Annotated in this window: 19 protein-coding genes; 8 read left to right on the forward strand and 11 right to left on the reverse strand. The window is 70.9% G+C overall.

The window, feature by feature from the left end; translation table 11 throughout:
• Positions 1 to 88: 88 nt before the first annotated feature.
• Both ACFVSN_RS32875 and ACFVSN_RS32880 read left to right on the forward strand, forming a co-directional pair.
• The gene (locus ACFVSN_RS32875; RefSeq protein WP_387957251.1) at positions 89 to 1075 is read left to right on the forward strand and encodes a zinc-binding alcohol dehydrogenase family protein; all 987 of its coding nucleotides are present in this window, start codon (positions 89 to 91) and stop codon (positions 1073 to 1075) included.
• Positions 1076 to 2044: 969 nt separating this feature from the next.
• A complete protein-coding gene (locus tag ACFVSN_RS32880) occupies positions 2045 to 2443 on the forward strand; it encodes a hypothetical protein (protein WP_387957253.1) in 399 nt (132 codons plus the stop codon).
• Here ACFVSN_RS32880 and ACFVSN_RS32885 read toward each other — a convergent pair.
• Positions 2409 to 3263 carry an NAD(P)H-binding protein gene (locus ACFVSN_RS32885; protein WP_380435174.1) on the reverse strand — a complete coding sequence of 285 codons (855 nt, stop codon included), beginning with the start codon at positions 3261 to 3263 and terminating at the stop codon, positions 2409 to 2411. The genes ACFVSN_RS32880 and ACFVSN_RS32885 overlap by 35 nt on opposite strands.
• A gap of 83 nt (positions 3264 to 3346) precedes the next feature.
• Between ACFVSN_RS32885 and ACFVSN_RS32890 the strand changes: the two genes are divergently transcribed.
• From ACFVSN_RS32890 to ACFVSN_RS32905, 4 genes are all read left to right on the forward strand, one after another.
• Positions 3347 to 4282 carry an AraC family transcriptional regulator gene (locus ACFVSN_RS32890; protein WP_387957255.1) on the forward strand — a complete coding sequence of 312 codons (936 nt, stop codon included), beginning with the start codon at positions 3347 to 3349 and terminating at the stop codon, positions 4280 to 4282.
• Positions 4283 to 5160: 878 nt separating this feature from the next.
• Positions 5161 to 5304: a hypothetical protein gene (locus ACFVSN_RS32895; RefSeq protein ID WP_380435172.1), complete on the forward strand. Its 144-nt coding sequence runs from the start codon at positions 5161 to 5163 to the stop codon at positions 5302 to 5304.
• 106 nt (positions 5305 to 5410) lie between these two features.
• Complete coding sequence (locus ACFVSN_RS32900; RefSeq protein ID WP_387957258.1) at positions 5411 to 6493, forward strand: IS630 family transposase; 1083 nt, start codon at positions 5411 to 5413, stop codon at positions 6491 to 6493.
• A 1077-nt stretch (positions 6494 to 7570) separates the two neighbouring features.
• Positions 7571 to 7846 (forward strand): hypothetical protein, encoded by a 276-nt coding sequence (locus ACFVSN_RS32905; protein WP_387957259.1) that lies wholly within the window; start codon positions 7571 to 7573, stop codon positions 7844 to 7846.
• On the opposite strand, the gene ACFVSN_RS32910 is transcribed toward ACFVSN_RS32905, so the two are convergent.
• The 3 genes from ACFVSN_RS32910 to ACFVSN_RS32920 all read right to left on the reverse strand — a co-directional run bounded on the left by ACFVSN_RS32910 (position 7843) and on the right by ACFVSN_RS32920 (position 9100).
• Positions 7843 to 8388, reverse strand: coding sequence for a hypothetical protein (locus ACFVSN_RS32910; RefSeq protein WP_387957261.1), 546 nt, complete (start codon positions 8386 to 8388; stop codon positions 7843 to 7845). The genes ACFVSN_RS32905 and ACFVSN_RS32910 overlap by 4 nt on opposite strands.
• 89 nt (positions 8389 to 8477) lie before the next feature.
• A complete protein-coding gene (locus ACFVSN_RS32915) occupies positions 8478 to 8741 on the reverse strand; it encodes a hypothetical protein (RefSeq protein ID WP_380435168.1) in 264 nt (87 codons plus the stop codon).
• Positions 8738 to 9100: an ATP-binding protein gene (locus ACFVSN_RS32920; protein WP_380435167.1), complete on the reverse strand. Its 363-nt coding sequence runs from the start codon at positions 9098 to 9100 to the stop codon at positions 8738 to 8740. Before ACFVSN_RS32920 ends, ACFVSN_RS32915 begins: the two co-directional genes overlap by 4 nt.
• A gap of 163 nt (positions 9101 to 9263) precedes the next feature.
• Here ACFVSN_RS32920 and ACFVSN_RS32925 point away from each other — a divergent pair, with 163 nt between their 5' ends.
• Together ACFVSN_RS32925 and ACFVSN_RS32930 are read left to right on the forward strand one after the other, a co-directional pair.
• Complete coding sequence (locus ACFVSN_RS32925; protein WP_387591704.1) at positions 9264 to 10115, forward strand: helix-turn-helix domain-containing protein; 852 nt, start codon at positions 9264 to 9266, stop codon at positions 10113 to 10115.
• A 218-nt stretch (positions 10116 to 10333) separates the two neighbouring features.
• Positions 10334 to 10702 carry a hypothetical protein gene (locus ACFVSN_RS32930; protein WP_380435166.1) on the forward strand — a complete coding sequence of 123 codons (369 nt, stop codon included), beginning with the start codon at positions 10334 to 10336 and terminating at the stop codon, positions 10700 to 10702.
• 58 nt (positions 10703 to 10760) lie between these two features.
• Here the strand turns inward: ACFVSN_RS32930 and ACFVSN_RS32935 are convergent, their stop codons facing one another.
• The 7 genes from ACFVSN_RS32935 to ACFVSN_RS32965 all read right to left on the reverse strand — a co-directional run bounded on the left by ACFVSN_RS32935 (position 10761) and on the right by ACFVSN_RS32965 (position 18085).
• A complete protein-coding gene (locus ACFVSN_RS32935; RefSeq protein WP_380501523.1) occupies positions 10761 to 11525 on the reverse strand; it encodes an ABC transporter permease in 765 nt (254 codons plus the stop codon).
• Positions 11522 to 12448 carry an ATP-binding cassette domain-containing protein gene (locus ACFVSN_RS32940; RefSeq protein ID WP_387591708.1) on the reverse strand — a complete coding sequence of 309 codons (927 nt, stop codon included), beginning with the start codon at positions 12446 to 12448 and terminating at the stop codon, positions 11522 to 11524. Before ACFVSN_RS32940 ends, ACFVSN_RS32935 begins: the two co-directional genes overlap by 4 nt.
• Positions 12448 to 13284: a DUF4097 domain-containing protein gene (locus tag ACFVSN_RS32945; protein WP_380501527.1), complete on the reverse strand. Its 837-nt coding sequence runs from the start codon at positions 13282 to 13284 to the stop codon at positions 12448 to 12450. Before ACFVSN_RS32945 ends, ACFVSN_RS32940 begins: the two co-directional genes overlap by 1 nt.
• A 105-nt stretch (positions 13285 to 13389) precedes the next feature.
• Positions 13390 to 13947 (reverse strand): hypothetical protein, encoded by a 558-nt coding sequence (locus ACFVSN_RS32950; RefSeq protein WP_380435162.1) that lies wholly within the window; start codon positions 13945 to 13947, stop codon positions 13390 to 13392.
• A 169-nt stretch (positions 13948 to 14116) separates the two neighbouring features.
• The gene (locus ACFVSN_RS32955; RefSeq protein ID WP_380435161.1) at positions 14117 to 15184 is read right to left on the reverse strand and encodes an adenosine deaminase; all 1068 of its coding nucleotides are present in this window, start codon (positions 15182 to 15184) and stop codon (positions 14117 to 14119) included.
• A gap of 176 nt (positions 15185 to 15360) precedes the next feature.
• Positions 15361 to 16656 carry a DUF445 domain-containing protein gene (locus ACFVSN_RS32960; RefSeq protein ID WP_380501529.1) on the reverse strand — a complete coding sequence of 432 codons (1296 nt, stop codon included), beginning with the start codon at positions 16654 to 16656 and terminating at the stop codon, positions 15361 to 15363.
• A 133-nt stretch (positions 16657 to 16789) separates the two neighbouring features.
• On the reverse strand, positions 16790 to 18085 hold the full coding sequence (locus ACFVSN_RS32965) for a nucleotide sugar dehydrogenase (RefSeq protein ID WP_387957322.1): 1296 nt from the start codon (positions 18083 to 18085) through the stop codon (positions 16790 to 16792).
• Positions 18086 to 18112: the final 27 nt, after the last annotated feature.

Consider the following 18112-nt stretch of genomic DNA (forward strand, 5'->3'; position numbering starts at 1 on the left):
CGTCCTCCTTCGATGTTCGACAAACATCGAAGATGAGTGGTACTAATTTCGTCGTTCGTAGAACATCGTAGCTCCAGGGGGAACCGACATGCGCGCACTCGTGATGACCGCACCCGGCGGGGCGGAGAACTCGCAGGTCAAGGACGTCGAGACGGCGAAGCCCGGCCCCGGGCAGGTGGCCGTCGACGTCGCCTACGCCGGACTCAACTTCGTCGACGTCATGGCGCGGCGCGGTGACGGCGGCTACACCTCCGAGTGGCCGTACCTGCCGGGCAAGGAGGTGGCCGGGACGGTCCGGGCGCTCGGCGAGGGCGTCACGGGGCTCGCGGTCGGCGACCGGGTCGTGGCCGCACCGGTCGGCGGCGGACTGGCGGAGGTCGCCGTCGCCGAGGCCGCGCTCACCGTGCCCGTCCCGGACGGGGTCGGGCTGCGCGAGGCCGCGGCCGTCCCGCTGGGCCTGGCCACGTCCGTCCTGCTGCTCACCGACGCGGGGCGCTTCACCGCCGGCGACACCGTGCTCGTGCACTCGGCGGGCGGCGGGATCGGCAGCGCCGTCGCCCAGTTGGTGCCACTGCTGGGCGGGGGCCGGCTGCTCGGCACGGTGGGCCGGCCGGAGAAGGCCGCGGCGGCCGTCGCGGCCGGGTACGACGCGGCGTTCGCGCGCGACGAGGACCTGGTCGAGGCCGTCCGGAAGGCCACGGACGGGCAGGGCGTCGACCTGATCCTCGACCCGCTCGGCACCTCGGCCCTGCCGACCGACCTCGACCTCGCCGCCCCCGGCGGCCGGATCGTCCTCTTCGGCAACGCGGGCGGCGGCGCCGTCGACGCCCTGCCGCCGCTCGGCCGCCTCATGGCCGGCAACCTCACCGTCACCGGCTTCAGCCACCGCGGCCTGGCCGCCACCGCCCCCGCGAAGCTGGCCCGCGCGATCCGCCGCGCCATGGACTTCCTCGCCGAGGCCCACCTCCCCCTCCCCGTCACCGAACTGGCCGACCTCACCGACGTCCCCGCCGCCCACGACGCCATGGAGACGGGGAGGGCGACGGGCAAGTACGTGGTGCGGGTGGCCGGTTGAGCGAGAAAGCGAGAAGTCGACTCGGCCGACTTCTCGCGCCCACCGACAGGCATCGCATCCTCGGGCAGGCCACCGCCTACTGGATCCGCGGCCGCCGCCCGAGGCCCCGTGCGCAGGAAGTCGGCTGGGTCGACTTCCCGCGCAGGACCTAACCACACGCCGGCGCAGCAGAAGCACCCACACCGAGACCACTGGGCGGGCCTCCCGGAGAACGCCACACAGGAAGTCGGCCACATCGACTTCCTGTGCAAGGCCCCGGCACAACCGAACAGACCCCAAGGCGAACGCCGCGTAGGAAGCCGGCGAGGTCGACCTCCTACGCAGGACCTGACCGCACACCGCCGCAGCAGGAGCACCCACACCGAAACCACTGGGCGGGCCTCCCGTGGACGCCGCACAGGAAGTCGGCCCCATCGACTTCCTGCGCAAGGCGCTCCTTCGCCGGCTGCGGGAACGGTTCTGTCTCCCGGGCGGTCCGGGCGCGAGAAGTCGGCTGGGTCGACTTCTCGCGCGGGCCGGATCACTTGGCCACGCAGCCGGCCTTCCGCGCATGACGCCTCTTGCCGGCGCCTCAGCTCGCGGCAGCCAGCAGGAACGTTTCGACGCGGGCAGCTGAGCAACGGCCGGCCTCCGCGCGAGAAGTCGGTGAGGTCGACTTTTCGCGCAGCCCCCGCAGCCCTCGCAGCCCTCGCAGCCGAGGGATGCGAGGCGGCGCTGCATCAGAAGTCGGAAGGATCGACTTCTGATGCAGCGCCCACCGTTTCCGGCAGGCGCAGGAACGTTCCCCCTTCTGCAGTCGCGAGAAGTCGGCGGGTTCGACTTCTCATGCGTGGGCACCGGTGCACGGCTCGACTTCCGAGGCCGACCGGGAGAAAGCGCGGATACATCGAGGGAAATCACGGCGATGTACATGTCAGCATGGCGACACTTTGCGGACCCGCCGTGGGGCCCGCACGGATCCTGGGAGCAATGATCCACATGCGACGGATACGAACCCTCGCCGTCTGCCTGACCTCGGCCACCCTGCTCGGCGCGCCGCTGGCGTTCGGGCCGGTTGCTCAGGCTGCCGAGGGGTGCGCCAAGGCGAACGTGTGTCTGTACTCGGGAAAGGGCGGACGCGGGGCCATCGTGTGGCAGGGGCCGCTGTCACAGCTTCGGGGTTCCGACATCACCGGCATCACGCCCCCGGTGCAGGCCAAGTCGGTCCGTACGCCCCTCCCCGCCGGCGAGGACTGTGCGGTCGGGCTGTTCCCCGAGCCGGACCTCGGCGGGGAGGCGAAGTGGGCCAACGGGCCCCTCACCGACCTCACCGCCCCCGGGAGCACCCAGCCCGTCACGGTCGCCTCGGCGTACGTGGATTGCGGCTGAGCCGACTGCCGGCGACGAAGTCCTCGAACGAGCGGGGCGGGCGGGCGAGGGCTCGTTCAACGCCGTCCGAGACGGTGATGCCCCTCCCCTCGCGGATGTCGATGAGCAGGTTGGTGAAGATGCGGGCGACGGCGGGCGGGGTGCCCTGGGCGGTCAGGAGTTCCAGGTACGCCTCCGGCGCGATGGGGGTGTAGCTGATCGGGCGGCCTGTCGCGGTGGCGATCCGCTCGACGGCTTCGGCGAAGCCGAGCGGGCGGGGGCCGGTCAGTTGGTACGTCTGGCCGTTGTGGCCGGCCCCGGCGGTGAGGGCGGCCACCGCCACGTCGGCGATGTCCTCGGCGTCGATGAACGGCGTCCGCCCGTCCCCGGCGGGGAGGGCGAGGTTTCCGGCCTCGATGCCCGGAAGCCAGAACGTTTCGCTGAAGTTCTGCGCGAACCAGCCGGGTTGGAGCACCGTCCACTCCACGCCCGATTCGCGCACCGCCTGCTCGGCGGCTTTCAGCGGGTGGTCGTCACCCGCCTCGCCCACCCCGTGGGCGGAGAGCAGCACCAGGCGCCGCACCCCCGCCGCCACGGCTCCGGCGACGAGCCTCGGAAGGCGTTCGTGGCGGTCGGCGCCCGGACGGAGGTCGGGCTCCATCAGGTAGGCGGCGCGGACGCTGTCCAGTGCCGGCGCCCAACTCGCCGGGTCGCCAAGGTCGAAGTGGACGTCGCCGCCGCTGCGAGAAGCCGTACGAACGGGGTGACCGGAGGCGCGCAGGCGGCGGGCGATGCGGCGGCCGGTCGTGCCCGTGCCGCCGAGAACGAGGAATGTCTGCATGCCCACCAGGAAATCCCGCTGGGGGCAGACGATCCATGGGAGATCGTCGCCGTCTCCTTTGCGATCGTCTAGCGTGAGCCGCCATGGACGTCCTCAGTGATCTCCTCCACCGGGCCCGCGCGAGCAACGCCCAGGCGCGGCAACTGGTGCAGCGCCCGCCCTGGTCGATGACCTTCGCCGATCCCCCGCCCCTCACCGTCATCGCGGCACTCGGCGGGCACGCGTCGATCCGGCTCGACGAGGAACCGGGTACGACCCCGGTGCGGCTCACCGCCGGTGACATCGCGCTGATCACGGGCGCCGGCCGGTACACGATCGCCGACGATCCTGACACCCCGCCCCAGGTGGTGATCCGCGCCGGCGTGAAGCAGTACCTCAATGGCCCGGCGCATCAGAACCTCGCCCCGCGCACGTACGGCGACGGGCTACCCGGCGCCACCACCCTGCTCCGTGGCGCGTACGACCTGCGCGACGACTTCGGCGGCCGCCTACTGGGCATGCTCCCGCCGCTGGCCGTCGTACCCGCGGGCCCCCGAACCCGCGGCGCGCTCGACCTGCTCGCCGCCGAGGTCGCCGAGGAGGAGCCCGGGCAGGACGCGGTCCTGAACCGCCTCCTGGACCTCGTCCTGGTGCTCGCCCTCCGCGCGTGGTGCACCCGGCCGGAGGCCCAATCCCCCTCCTGGTTCCGCGCGTTGGCGACCCCGGCCGTCGGCGACGCACTGCGGCTCCTGCACGAGGAACCGGCCCGCCGCTGGACGGTCGCCGAACTGGCCGGACGGGTCGGGCTGTCGCGGGCCGCGTTCGCGGCGCGGTTCGCCACACTGGTGGGGGAGCCGCCGCTCACCTACCTCACCGGCTGGCGGATGGACCTGGCCGCGAACCTCCTCCGGAACGGCGACGACACCATCGCGGCCGTGGCACGGGACGTCGGCTACGAGGACGCCTTCGCGTTCAGCGTCGCGTTCAAGCGCGCCCGAGGACTCAGCCCGTCGGAGTGGCGGCGGGCAGTGCAGGAGTGAGGCACGCGGCTCGCGCGGAAAGTCGGACCGGCCGACTTCCTGCACCACGCCGAGCCGGCCAGCCCCGCCCGACCCTTGCGGGCAAGCCACCGCGCACCCGGGCGGGCACGGTCGCGCGGTTGAGGCCTGCGATGCGTGGGAAGTCGGCCGCTCCGACTTCCTGTGTGCTATCGAAGCGGTCGGCTGCGCTGGGCTTTTGCTGGCCAACCTCACTGGCCAGCGGACGGACAACGGCCGTTCGACGCACCCATTGAGCACCGGGCCCCACTCGGGAGCCCAGTTCGCCGAAGAGGCGCTCCGAGCAGCGCGCGTAGGGCGAGCCGTCTGCGCAGGAAGTCGACGTGGCCGACTTCTCGGGTGCACCTTCGGCACGGCAGATGCACCCCCGCCGGGGCCACCGGGCAGATGCCGGGACAAGCGCCGCACAGGAAGTCGGCCGCGTCGACTTCCTACGCCAGTGCATCCTTGGCCAAGGGAGCAGGAACCTTTCTTCTTCGGCGGATCGCACGAGAAGTCGGCCCAGCGGACTTCCTACGCCGGCACGGGCTCCTGCGGGCGCCGACAACGGACGGACCTGGCCACGCACGGCGGCAGAAACGCTTCTTCTGCCTTGGCAAGTCCGGGCGCACGAGAAGTCGGCTGGGTCGACTTCTCGTGCGGATCCCAACCAGCCGCCAGCACGGCAGATTCACCCCCGCCGGGGCCACTGGTGCCGCGTCAGACAGCCTTTGCCCTGGCCTGGATACGGTGAGGCCGTGAATGGAAGAGATCAGCCAGACCTGGACGAGATCGAGTCGTGGTTCTCTGCTGTGGCCGACGGACGCGTAAGCCGGGATGCAGCCGACCGGTGGGCCGGGCGTTGGTTCCTCGATGACGAATTGGAATGGGACGACCTGTCACTGTGGGCGCTGGAGCACCTCCACGGGATCGATTTGCGGCCGGGGCCCGAGGAGCCGTACCTGCACAACGACGAGCAGGTACGAGAGTGGCTGGAGGAGCTACGGCGGCGCCGCGCCAGGTAGCGCACACCGAACGCGCTCCTGTCCCCGTCCGCTCCTGACGCGAGGCTGTTGGTGCACGGCAGAACGAGTAAGGGTCCGTGAGATTGATGACGGCGAGGGCGGGCGGTTGCTGCGGATCGTCCGCCGGGGCACTGGGTCGGTGGTGACCTGGCGGCGGGCCCGGATGGTGCTGCTGTCGGCCCAGGGAATGCCCGTGGCGAAGATCGCCGAGGTCACGTTCACCGGCGCGGACCGGGTCCGCGACGTGATCCACAACTTCAACGCCGACGGCTTCGACTCGCTCTGCCCGAAATACAAGGGCGCACGGCCGAGGACGTTCACGCTGCCCGAGCGCCGGGAGACCAAGAAAATCGCCAAGTCGAAGCCAGCCGAGCACGGCCTGCCGTTCTCGACCTGGAGCCTGGCCAAGCTGGCCGACTTCCTGGTCGCCGAGGGGGTGGTCGACGACATCAGCCACGAGGGCCTTCGGGTCCTGCTCCGCGAGAAGGGCGTCTCGTTTCAACGCGTGAAAACCTGGAAGACCTCGAAGGATCCCGACTACGCAGCCAAGAAAGCCCGGGTCGAACACCTCTACGCGATCGCCGACGGCGAGGTCATTCCCGAAGAGGGCGAGCCCGAAGCCGTCTTCTGCCTGGACGAGTTCGGCCCGCTCAACCTCCAGCCGCACCCGGGCCGGCAGTGGGCCGAACGCGGCGGAAAGGGCAAGGACCCCGACCGCGGGCCCAGACCCCGGCGGCGGGCCACCTATACCCGACCGCACGGCGTCCGGCACCTGTTCGCCGCATACGACCTCGCCAAGGGCCAGCTCTACGGCCACGTCAAGAAGACCAGGAACTGCTCCAAGTTCCTGGAGTTCTGCCGCTACCTGCGCTCGCTGCACCCGGCGGACGTTCGTATTGCGATCGTCTGCGACAACTACTCGCCGCACCTGACGACGAAGCAGTGCCAGCGGGTCGGGACGTGGGCGGCGGCGAACAACGTGGAAATCGCCTACACCCCGACCAACAGCTCCTGGCTCAACCGGATCGAGGCCAAGTTCACCGCCCTTCGCTGCTTCGCCCTCGACGGCACCGACCACGCCAGCCACAAAGAACATGGCAGTATGATCCGCCGCTACATCATCTGGCGGAACAAGCACGCCGCCGACGAGCGCCTACGCGAAGTCGTCACCAGGGCGAACGTTGCCTGATGCGGCACTAGAAAGATCCCGCGACAAGGGCCGCGTAGGAAGTCGGCCACATCGACTTCCTATGCCAAGGCATCCTCAGCCGACGCGGCAGGAACCTTTCTTCTTCGGCGGATCGCACAGGAAGTCGGCCGGGTCGACTTCCTACGCCGGGCGCCGACAACGGACGGACCTGGCCACGTACGGCGGCAGGAGCGTCTCTTCTGCCTTGACACGTCCGGGTGCACGAGAAGTCGGCCGAGTCGACTTCTCACGCGGACCCCCAACCAGCCGCCAGCGCGGCAGATGCACCCCCACCGGGGCTACCGGGCAGATCCCGGGACAAGCGCCGCGTAGGAAGTCGGCCGGGTCGACTTCCTATGCCAGGGCGGCCTTGGCCACGGCGGCAGGAACCTTTCTTCTTCGGCGGGTTGCACGAGAAGTCGGCTCAGCGGACTTCCTACGCCGGGCGCCGGCAGTGGGCGGCCCTGGCCACGCACTGCGGCAGGAGCGTTTCTTCCGCCTTGGCACGTCCAGGCGCGCGAGAAGTCGGCCGAGTCGACTTCTCACGCGGGCCGCAACCAGCCGCCAGCACGGCAGATGCACCCCCGCCGGGGCCACCGGGCGGATCCCGCGACAAGCGCCGCGTAGGAAGTCGGCCGGGTCGACTTCCTGCGCCAGGGTGTCCTTGGCCACGGCGGCAGGAACCTTTCTTCTTCGGCGGATTGTGCAGGAAGTCGGCCCAGCGGACTTCCTGCGCTGCGGCGGGCTTCTGGCCACGTGCAGCGGCCCGGTCGCCGCGTCTGCTGGGCGCCAGTTGCCCTCGGAGCGGCGGCGGGCAGCGTGCATGAGGCCCGCGACCTTGTGCAGGAAGTCGGACCGGCCGACTTCCTGTGTCTTGCCGAGCTGACCGGTTGGCCGGGGGGGTCGGGCCGCGCACGAGGTGTGGGGATCGCAAAGGAAGTCGGACCGGCCGACTTCTCGCGATGCGTCGGGCCTTCGGTGGCTGGCGGACGGGCCGCTTGAGGGGGTGCAAATTATGCGCGAGGTCGGGTGGGGTGGGGGTTATCTTGGGCGCTTCGGGAGAGGAGGTGGGGTGTCTTGTTGATCGAGTTCGTTCGGCGGGTGGATGGCCTGACGTATCGGTTCCTCCGTGATGGCGACTTCAACGGCAGGCCCTCGTTCAAGCGGCTCGATCTGGATCTCTGGTGCCGCTGGTTCCCCGACCGGGGGTGGTGCACCGTCGATGCGCACGGGATTGCCAACTCCTGGCCACTGCTGGGGCGTACGGGTGGCGAGGAGCCGTTCCCGCCCCTTGGGCCCTGGCGCAGCTGGAAGGGCGGCAAGTCCTACCTCTACGATCTCCGCAGCTTCTAGTCTTCCCCCGTCGCCGCGATCACCACCGCGTGACCGTTGCCGATCCCGACGATCGCCGCGTCGAACGTCGCCTCGGTGACCGAACGCCACGACACGCGCCCCCGCGGCTCCTCTCCGTACGCCGTCGAGCCGTTGGCCCGCCACTGGGCATCCGGGCCCAGCAGTGTCACCAGCCCGAGGCCGATCGCGTCGGCCACCGGTCGCATCGGGCCGTCCCCGCCCCGGTACACGAGGTCCCGGATGAGGGTGCCGGCGATCCACGGTGGCGCCTCCTCCGGCGACACCACGATCGCCAGCGCGGCCTCCATCGCCCGCACATCCCGCGGCCCCCCGTGCCCGTGCTTGCAGTGTCCACAGTGCGGGTGGAGCAGGCCGGTCGGCTCCAACACGTCCCAGCACAACCGGCCGTGGCTGCGGCCGTCGTCGGATCCGAGGTGGACGATCCGGTCGGGCATCAGCTCGACCCACTCGGCGAGCCAGAGGTGGAGGTCCGGGTCCGGGCCGAGGTCGTACGGGGGCGGCGGGGCGAAGGAGAGGTTCACGGCGACCAGGATGCCTCACCGGCCCCTGCGGACCTTTCGGGTCCGGGCTTCGCAGACCGCCCCGACGACGGCCGCCAGGATGATCAGGATCAGCAGTCCGAGCACCGGTGGCCCCGGTGACGGTTGTAGTCGCGCAGCAGCGCCAGCAGATTGATGAGCGTGCTGGCCGGGATGTTGCCGAGGTTCACCAGCACGCGGCCGTTCATCGCGGTCTCGCCGGGTTTGGCGGAGGGCCAGAGAAGGCCGAATTCGCGGCTCTCGGATCGCAGTTCGACGATCAGCTCGATGATCTGGCGGGTGGTGAGGTGCCGGATCGCGGGGTCGGAGGGGTGGATCGGATGCAGGGCGTTCACGCGGCACCGTCCAGCTCGAACCAGACCGTCTTGCCGAGCTTCTGGGGCTCCACGCCCCAGCGGTGGGTGAGGCCCTTGACGAGTTGGAGGCCCCGGCCGGTCTCGGAGAGGGCGGAGGGGTTCCGGGGTTCAGGGAGCGTCGCGCTGCGGTCGGCGACGGTGACCCGGAGGGTGTTGCGGAGGAAGACGATCAGGACGACGGGCGACGTCGTCTCGCCGTGACGCCAGGCGTTGACGATCAGTTCGACGAGCGCGAGTTCGGCGTCGGCGATGGCGGAGGGCGGCCATCCGGCCCTGGCCATCGCTTCGCGGAGGGCCTCACGGGAGATCGTGAGGGAGGGCGAGTTGAGGTTACGCATGGGATTCTCCCAGCGGTGTAAGGGATTTGACGCGCCAGCGAGTGATCGGCGCAGCACCGACTGTAGAGCATGAGTGGTACATGTTGGGGTACTTCTACCACCAGCCTTCACTCGATCGGTGGATTGCTGGACCCTCCGATGGGTCGCGATGGATGCTTGGGGCATGCCACCACGAACTACCCCATCAGCAAGGCAGGAACGGGTAGGAACCGAGCTGCGGAAGATGCGCGACTGCGCTGGCCGCACGACCGCCCAAGCTGCCGCGCTGTTCGGCTTCGCCAGAACGAAGATCACGCAGATCGAGAAGGGGAACTACCCGATCAGCGCCGACCGCGTACGCATGCTCGCCTCCGAGTTCGAGGAGGGCGATGCCGAGTACGTGGAGGCGCTTGGGGTCATGGCCGAGGAACGCCATCGGGGCTGGTGGGAGGAGTTCCGAGGATCTGTGCCGACGGGATTCCTCGACATCGCGGAGATGGAGCATTTCGCCAGAGGAATGCGCACGTACCAGGTCTCGCATGTGCCAGGAGCGATGCAGACCGAGGAGTACGGGAGAGCAATCTTCAAGGATCTCTACCCGCCGCTCTCACCGCGCCTCCTGGAGGCCCGTGTCGAGCATCGGGTTCGACGGTCGGCATTGGTGATGGGCGAAGGAGCTCGGCCCTACTCGGCTTTGGTGCACGAGGCTGCTCTGCGCATGCTGTTCGGCGGACGTGACGCAGCAAAGCGCCAGCTGGACAAGATGCTTGAGTACTCGGAGTTGGACCACGTGACGCTGCGGGTGGTCAGCTTCAGCTCCAACGGCTTCATGGGCGCCGGGCAAGGCATCATCTACGCGATGGGACCGGTGCCTCGACTCGACACGGTCCAGCTCGACGCGGTCGGCGGACCAGCTTTCCTCCACGAGCAGAAGCAGCTGGAGAATTACCGCCACATCATCAACACGATGACAGAGCGATCACTGACGGAGGCCCAGTCTCGCGATGTCATACGGCTGATCAAGAAAGAGATCTGATGGAAACACTTCACTGGAAGCGGCCGGAAGCGTGCCCGGATGGAGCGAGCTGCCCTGAGATAGCGGTCTCCTCAGACACCGTCTATGTGCGGAGCAGTCTGGTTCCTGATGGCATCGCCCAACTCACCACCGCCGAATGGCGGGATCTGGTCGCTGCGATCCGATCCGGGGAGTTCGACCTCTAACCACGGGGTAGCGACGCCATCATGAACACGACCATGCGAAACGTTCTCGTCTCCCTCGCCACCATCGCGGCCCTCGGTGTCGTCGCTGCCCCGGTGGCCTCCGCTACCCCCTCCGTCTCCTCCTCCACCCGCAACCCCTCCACCGTCAAGGCCGCCGCTTACAACCAGGCCCGCAACATCCTCGCCAACGCCGGCAGCCAGACGGCCGCCAAGTCCCACCCCGTCCACGGCAAGCCCGACGTCCCCGTCTCCTACGGCACCTCGCTCCTCGCCTCCGCCCGGGACGAGTTCCGCGCCAAGGACAAGAACCTCCCGCCCAAGGACAAGAAGTCGGACATGTCCATCCCCCACTACAACGCCATCCACAGCGCCGCCAACACCATGGGCATCGACCGCTGGTAGCAACGCCCCCGGCCCGGGTGACGTCTCCGTCACCCGGGCCGTACCGGCGATACCCCCGTCACCTCCGGTAGAACACCTTCTTCGACCACACGAACCCGACCACCGTCAGGCCCGTGCACCACGCCAGCGCACTCCACGCGCTGCTGCCGATCTCCGTCCCCATCAGCAGCCCCCGCAGCGTCTCGATGATCGGCGTGAACGGCTGGTACTCCGCGAACCACCTCAGCACCGTCGGCATGGAATCCGGCGGGACGATCGCGCTCCCGATGAACGGCAGGAACGTCAGCGGCAGCGGCGTGTTGCTCGCGCTCTCCGGCGTCTTCGACACCAGCCCGATCCCCGCCGATATCCACGTCAGCGCCAGCGTCACGAACCCCAGTAGCCCCGCCGCCGCCAGCCACTCCACGAACCCCGCGTGCGGCCGGAACCCCATCGCCAGCGCCGCGCCTATCACCAGCACCAGCGCGACCATCGTCTGGATGACGCTCCCGACCACGTGCCCGGCCAGGAACGCCGACCGCGATATCGCCATCGTCCGGAAACGGTTGACGATCCCCTCGGTCATATCCACGCAGACGCCCACCGCCGTGGCCACCGACCCCGCCGTCGCCGTCATCAGCACGATCCCCGGCGCCACGTAGTCGATGTAGTTCCCACCGCCGATCCCCGCGCCCAGCGCCCCGCCGAACCCGTAGTTGAACAGCGACAGGATCATCACCGGCATCAGCACGACCGAGAACGTCATCGCCGGGTACCGCAGCGCGTGCTTCAGGTTCCGCCGCAGCATCGTGAGCGAGTCGCTCATCACGTACGTCGCACTCATCGCGCGCCCTCCCCCGTCAGCGTCAGGAACACGTCGTCCAGGTCCGCCGTCTCCACGACCAGCGACTCCGCCCGCACGCCCGCGTTGTCGAGCGCGTCCAGCACCGCCTTCACCGTGACCACCGAGTTGTCGCCCGGGATGTCCAGGCGCAGCCCCTCGGCGTCCGCCGTCGCGTAGTCGAACAGCTCCGCCGCCGCATCGAGTTGGCCCGCGTCCGCGAACTGCACCCGGATCCGCCCGCCCGGAACGATCCGCTTGAGCTCCTCGGCCGTGCCCTCCGCCACGATCCGGCCACCGTCCAGCACGGCTATCCGGTCGGCGAGTCGGTCCGCCTCCTCCAGGTACTGCGTGGTGAGGAAGACCGTCACCCCGTGGTCCGCCACCAGCCCCCGGATGATCTCCCACATCGTGCGCCGGCTGCGGGGATCCAGCCCCGTCGTCGGCTCGTCCAGGAAGATCACCCGGGGATCCCCGACCAGCGTCATCGCCAGATCGAGCTTCCTCCTCATCCCGCCCGAGAAGGTGGACACCGGCTTCCGCGCGGCCTCCGTCAGGTCGAACCGCCGCAGCAGCTCCTCCGCCCGCCTCCGCCCCTCCCGACGGCGGAGGTGGTTGAGGTCCGCCATCAGCATCAGGTTCTCCTCGGCCGTCAGCAGGTTGTCCACCGCCGAGAACTGCCCGGTGACCCCGATCGCCGCCCGGACTCCGTCCCCCTCGCGGACGACGTCGTGCCCGGCCACCCGGGCCACCCCGCCGTCCGCCGGAATCAGTGTGGAGAGGATCTCCACCGTCGTCGTCTTGCCGGCGCCGTTCGGCCCCAGCAGGGCGAACACCGTGCCCGCCGCGATCTCCAGGTCGATGCCGTCCAGCACGACCTTCTCCCCGTACGCCTTGGTCAGTCCGACCGCCGAGATCGCCGCCATCACGCCCGCCGGACGGTGATGTCGCCCATTTCGGTCTGCGCCCGGACCTCGACGGTCTCGCGGGCCTCGCCCGGACCCTCCGTCGCGCCCAGCTCGTTGCGCAGCCGGCCGTGCTTGCTGTGCACGTCCAGCCAGGCCGCCGTGCCCTCCGCGATGCCGACCTCCAGCTCCCCGAGGGCCGTCTGCAGCGACACCAGGCCGCGCTCCACCCGGCCGATCCGGATCGGGCCGTGCGCCGTCTTGGCGTCCACCCCGGCGTGCGCGGTGCCGACCTCGATCCGGCCGAAGGAGGCGTTGGCCTTGAGCTCCCCGTGGACCTCGCGGACCTCGGTGTCGCCGGTGCTGTTCTTGACCGTCAGCGCGCCGAGCACCGTGCCGATCTCGATCCGGCCGAGGCCGGAGACCTCCGCGTCGCCGTCGGCCGAGCCCAGCCGGACGTCCCCGCTGTCCGTCTTGAGCCAGACGTTCGCCGCGCTGTCCACGTGGATCCGGCCGAGCGAGGTCTTCACCCGGCAGTCGCCGAGCGGGCCCTCGGTGACGAAGGTGGCCAGCGGGGCGTCACCGTCGACCTCCGAGCCGGCCGGCAGCTCGATCAGGACGTCGACCGAGCCGACGCGGCCGAACACGTTGCGCTTGCGGGGGCCCTTCAGGGTGAGCCGGCCCCCGGCGAAGTCGACCTTCGTCTGCTGCGCGGCCTTGACGTCCAGCTCGACGGCGGAGTTGGACGGCGTCACCTCGGCGACGACGTCGGTGCGCTTGCCGGCGCGGATCCGCACCGAGGCGATGTCGAACTCGATGACGGCGGTGATCGGGCCGTTGGTCTCGTACGTGGGCATGGCTGTCCCGTCCTCTTGGCTTCGAAGGCTGTTCCCGCTGGTCGGAGCGGGGGTGACGTTGATGGTGTGAAGCAGTGCAGGCCGTACGGGTGGTGCGGAGAAGCGTTACCGGACCCAGCCGGTGAACCCTTGCCCCCGGCCGCGCCGGGACTGCGGCTGGGGCTGGACGGCCGGCCTCGCGACCGGCTCGCCGCCCTCCAGCGCGCCCGCCACGACCCGGACCAGCCAGGCGTTGAGCGACAGGCCCTCCTGCCCGGCGGCATCCTCGGCCCTCGTCTTGAGGTGGGCCGGGAGTCTGAAATTGATCCGGGCAGTGCCGCCCTCGTCCGACTCCGACGCCACGGGCGGCGCCAGTGGCGCCAGTGATGGCGCCATCGGCGGCGCGACCGGCTCCACCTCGTGCGGGAAGGCGTCACTGCTCGGCGGCACGCTCACCACGAACTCGGGGTTCGTGCCGCGCAGCCGCACGTCCACCGAGCCCGGCGCGAGCTCACGGGTGATCTCACTCGTGGCGGCCGACAGGGCGTTGAGCAGCGTGAGCCGCACGGCCGACTCCAGCGGCAGCGTCAGCCGCTCGGCCAGCGCACGGGCTTCTTCCCCGCCCGTGCCCGCGGCCACCGCGAGCTCGTTCCGAAGGTTTTCGACGTACGGCGTGAGGTCCATGGCTCAACTATGGCACGGGGGTGGCGCCATGTCGAGCGATTAATGGCACCACTTTGGCGCCATGTAAGCACCACCCCCGGAAACATGGCGCCGAACAACGCGGAACCGCCCCGCCGACCGAGGCCGACGGGGCGGTTCACCAGGGGAAACGCAGGGAGAACGCGGGGAACTAGCCCTGCCACCCCGCCAGGTACGCGTCGATCTCGCCGGCCAGCCGCGCCTTGCCGGCCTGGTCCAGGAACGACGCCTCCACCGCGTTGCGCGCCAGCCCGGCCACGCCCGCCTCGTCCAGGCCCAGCAGCCGCGCCGCCACCGCGTACTCGGTGTTCAGGTCCGTGCCGAACATCGGCGGGTCGTCGCTGTTGATCGTGACCAGCAGCCCGGCGTCCACCATCTGCTTGATCGGGTGGTCCTCGATCCGCTCCACCGCGCGCGTGGCGATGTTCGAGGTCGGGCAGACCTCCAGCGGGATCCGGTGCTCGCCCAGGTAGTCCAGCAGCGCCGGGTCCTTCACGGACTGCGTGCCGTGGCCGATCCGCTCGGCGCCCAGCACCCGGAGCGCGTCCCACACCGTCTCCGGGCCGGTCGTCTCACCGGCGTGCGGGACGGAGCGCAGACCGGCCGCGCGCGCCCGGTCGAAGTACGGCTTGAACTGCGGGCGCGGCACACCGATCTCCGGACCGCCCAGGCCGAAGCTCACCAGGCCCTCCGGCGCCAGCTCCGTCGCGAGCCGCGCGGTGACCTCGGCGGCCTCCAGGCCCGCCTCGCCCGGAATGTCGAAGCACCAGCGCAGCACGACGCCGAGCTCCTTCTCGGCGCGCAAGCGGGCGTCCTCGATCGCCTCCATGAAGGCGACCTCCGGGATGCCGCGCTTCACCGAGGAATACGGGGTGATCGTCAGCTCGGCGTACCGGATGTTCTGGCGCGCCATGTCCTCGGCGACGCCGTAGGTGAGCGAGCGGACGTCCTCGGCATCGCGGACCAGGTCCACGACGCTCAGGTACACCTCGATGAAGTGCGCGAAGTCGGTGAAGGTGAAGTACTCGGCGAGCGCCGCCGGATCGGCCGGCACCTTCGACTGCCCGGCGTGGCGGGCGGCCAGTTCGGCGACGACCCGCGGCGAGGCCGAGCCGACGTGGTGGACGTGCAGTTCCGCCTTGGGCATGCCGGCGATGAACGCCTCGATGCCCCGGGCCCCGGTGGGGTTTCCGATCCGACTTCCGTCCGGCTGGACCACGGTCGTTCCCTTCTTTCCTGCTGCTCTACGCGCGTTCGCTGTGTCGCCAAGGATAGGGGGCCGTCGGCGGGAAGGGCCGGAGGGCTGCGGGGAGACCGAGGTGAGGGGGAAGAGGAACGCGAGGTTGGAGCCGAGGAGAGGCACGGGGCCTGGGCGGAGCGCGGGAAGGTCCCCGGTCAGCCGCCCAGGGACACCGCCACCGTGTGGATCAGCAGGCCGGCCAGGGCTCCGACCACCGTGCCGTTGATGCGGATGAACTGCAGGTCGCGGCCCACGTTGGCCTCGATCTTGCGCGACGCGTCGTCGGCGTCCCAGCCCGCCACCGTCTCGGAGATCAGCGAGGTGATCTCCGTGCGGTACGTGTCGACCAGGTACCGGGCCGCGTCCTGGAGCCAGCCGTCTACCTTGGCCTGGAGCTTGGCGTCCGTGGCCAGGCGTGCGCCGAGGCGCCGCACGCCGTCGCGGATGCGCCGGCGCAGTTCGCTGTCCTCGTCCTCCGCCGCGTTCAGCACCAGCGTGCGGACGGCCGCCCAGGTGGAGGCGATCAGGTCCTGCACCTCGGGGCGGGCGAGCATCTCGACCTTGGCCCGCTCGACCCGGGCGATGGTCTCCGGGTCCGTCTGGAGCTCGGTGGCGAAGTCGGCGAGGAACTTGTCGATCGCGCCGCGGGCCGGGTGGTCCTGGTCGTCCCTGATGTCGGTGACGAACCGCATCAGCTCCTTGTAGACCCGCTCGCCGACCTGGTGGTCGATGAACTTCGGCGTCCAGCCCGGCGTCTTCTGGGTGACCCGCTGCACGACCTCCTCGTGGTTGGCCGTCAGCCAGCCGTGCGCGCGGACGGCCACCAGGTCGACCACGCCGTGGTGCCCGCCGTCCGCGACCACCTTGCCCAGCATCCGGCCCATCGGTTCGGCCACCGACGTGGCCGCCGCCCGCCTGGTGACCGCCTCGCCGACGACCGCCTGCACGTCGTCGTCGCGCAGCACCGCGAGCACGCCGCGCAGCGCCGCCGACGCCTCCTTGGTGACCCGCTCGGCGCTGCCCGGCGCGGCCAGCCACTCCCCCAGCCGGCGGCCGATGCCGAGGGCGGCGAGCCGGCCGCGGACCACCTGGCCGGAGAGGAAGTTCTCCCCGACGAAGTCGCCGAGCGAGCGGCCGAACGCGTCCTTCTTCGTCGGGATGATCGCGGTGTGCGGGATCGGCAGGCCGAACGGGCGGCGGAACAGCGCCGTCACCGCGAACCAGTCGGCCAGCGCGCCGACCATGCCCGCCTCCGCGGCGGCCGCCACGTACCCGGCCCAGGCGCCTGCGCCGGCCGCCTTGGCCCACGTGGACAGGGCGAAGACCAGGGTCGCGAAGGCCAGCAGGCCGGTCGCGATGGTCTTCATCCGGCGGACGCCGCGTCTCTTCTCCTCATCGGCCGCGGTGAACCTGACCCCGGGGCCGGTCCCGCTGAAGGCTTCGTCGCTCACCCCGCCAGTCTGCCCGCTGGGCAGCGCGAGCGTGGGCGCGCCCCGCGATCACGCGCCCCCGACGGCTGAGCTCACACCCCACCCAGCCCCCCCTCACACCCCGCCCGGCCCCCTCACGCCCCACCCGGCCCCCTCACGCCCCGCCCAGCACGATCCGCCGCACCCCCGGTGCCGCCCACCGCTCCGGATCCGTGCACCGCCGCCCGTCCAGCAGCACCCGCACCCCCGGCAGGTCCTCCGGCCCCAGCTCCCGGTACTCCGGGTGGTCCGCCTGCAGCACCGCCGCCGCCACCGGCTCCCCGGCGTGCGGGGGCAGCCCGAGCGCCGTCAGTTCGTCCCCGTCGTACAGCGGATCGGCGACGTACGGCCGCGCACCCGCCGCCGCCAGCGCCTCGACCAGCGGGAACACCCCCGAGTACGCCGTCTCCTTGACGCCGCCCCGGTACGACGCGCCGAGCACCAGCACGCCCTGCCCGGCCACGCCGCCCGCGAGCGCGCCGTCCAGCAGCCCGACCGCATAGCCGGGCATCTCCAGGTTGGCCGCGCGCGCGGCCCGGACGACCGTCGCCGTCGGGTCGTTCCACAGGTACAGCCGCGGGTAGACCGGGATGCAGTGCCCGCCGACCGCGATGCCCGGCCGGTGCAGGTGGCTGTACGGCTGCGAGTTGCACGCGTCGGCGACGGCCGCGAAGTCGACGCCGATCCGGTCCGCGTACCGCGCGAACTGGTTGGCCAGCGCGATGTTGACGTCCCGGTACGTCGTCTCGGCGAGCTTGGCGAACTCGGCCGCCTCCGCCGAGGCCAGCTCCCAGACGCCGTTGGGCCGGGGCAGGTCGGGGCGCGGGTCGAAGTCCAGCACGGCGCGGTAGAACTCGGCGCCGCGCCGGGTGGACGCCGCGTCGACGCCGCCGACCAGCTTGGGGTAGCGCCGCAGGTCGGCGAAGACCCGGCCGGTGCGCACCCGCTCCGGACTGAAGACCAGCGCGAAGTCCGCCCCGGCGGCCAGCCCGGAGCCGGCCGCCAGCCGGGGCGCCCAGCGGCCGCGGGTGACGCCGACCGGCAAGGTGGTCTCGTAGCTGACGAGCGCGCCCCGGCGCAGCCCGGCGGCGACGGCGTCGGTGGCGGCGTCGAGCAGGGCGAAGTCCGGCGTGCCGTCGGCCGCGGTGACGAGGGGGACCACCAGGACGACGGCCTCCGCCCCGGCGACGGCGGTGGTGGTGTCGGTCGTCGCGGTCAACATCCCCTCGGCGACGACCCGTTTCAGGGCCTCGTCCAAACCCTCCTCACGGGGGAACGGAGGCACTCCCCGGTTGACGGACCGGACCACCCGGGGCGCGATGTCGGCGCCCGTCACCCGGTGGCCCTTGAGCGCGAACTGCACGGCCAGCGGCAGGCCGAGCTTGCCCAGGCCGACCACGCAGACGTCCAGCCCGCCCTGCCCCGTCCCGCCCTGCCC

Origin of the sequence: Kitasatospora sp. NPDC057904, from assembly GCF_042887925.1 — a bacterium.
Classification (GTDB): Bacteria; Actinomycetota; Actinomycetes; order Streptomycetales; family Streptomycetaceae; genus Kitasatospora.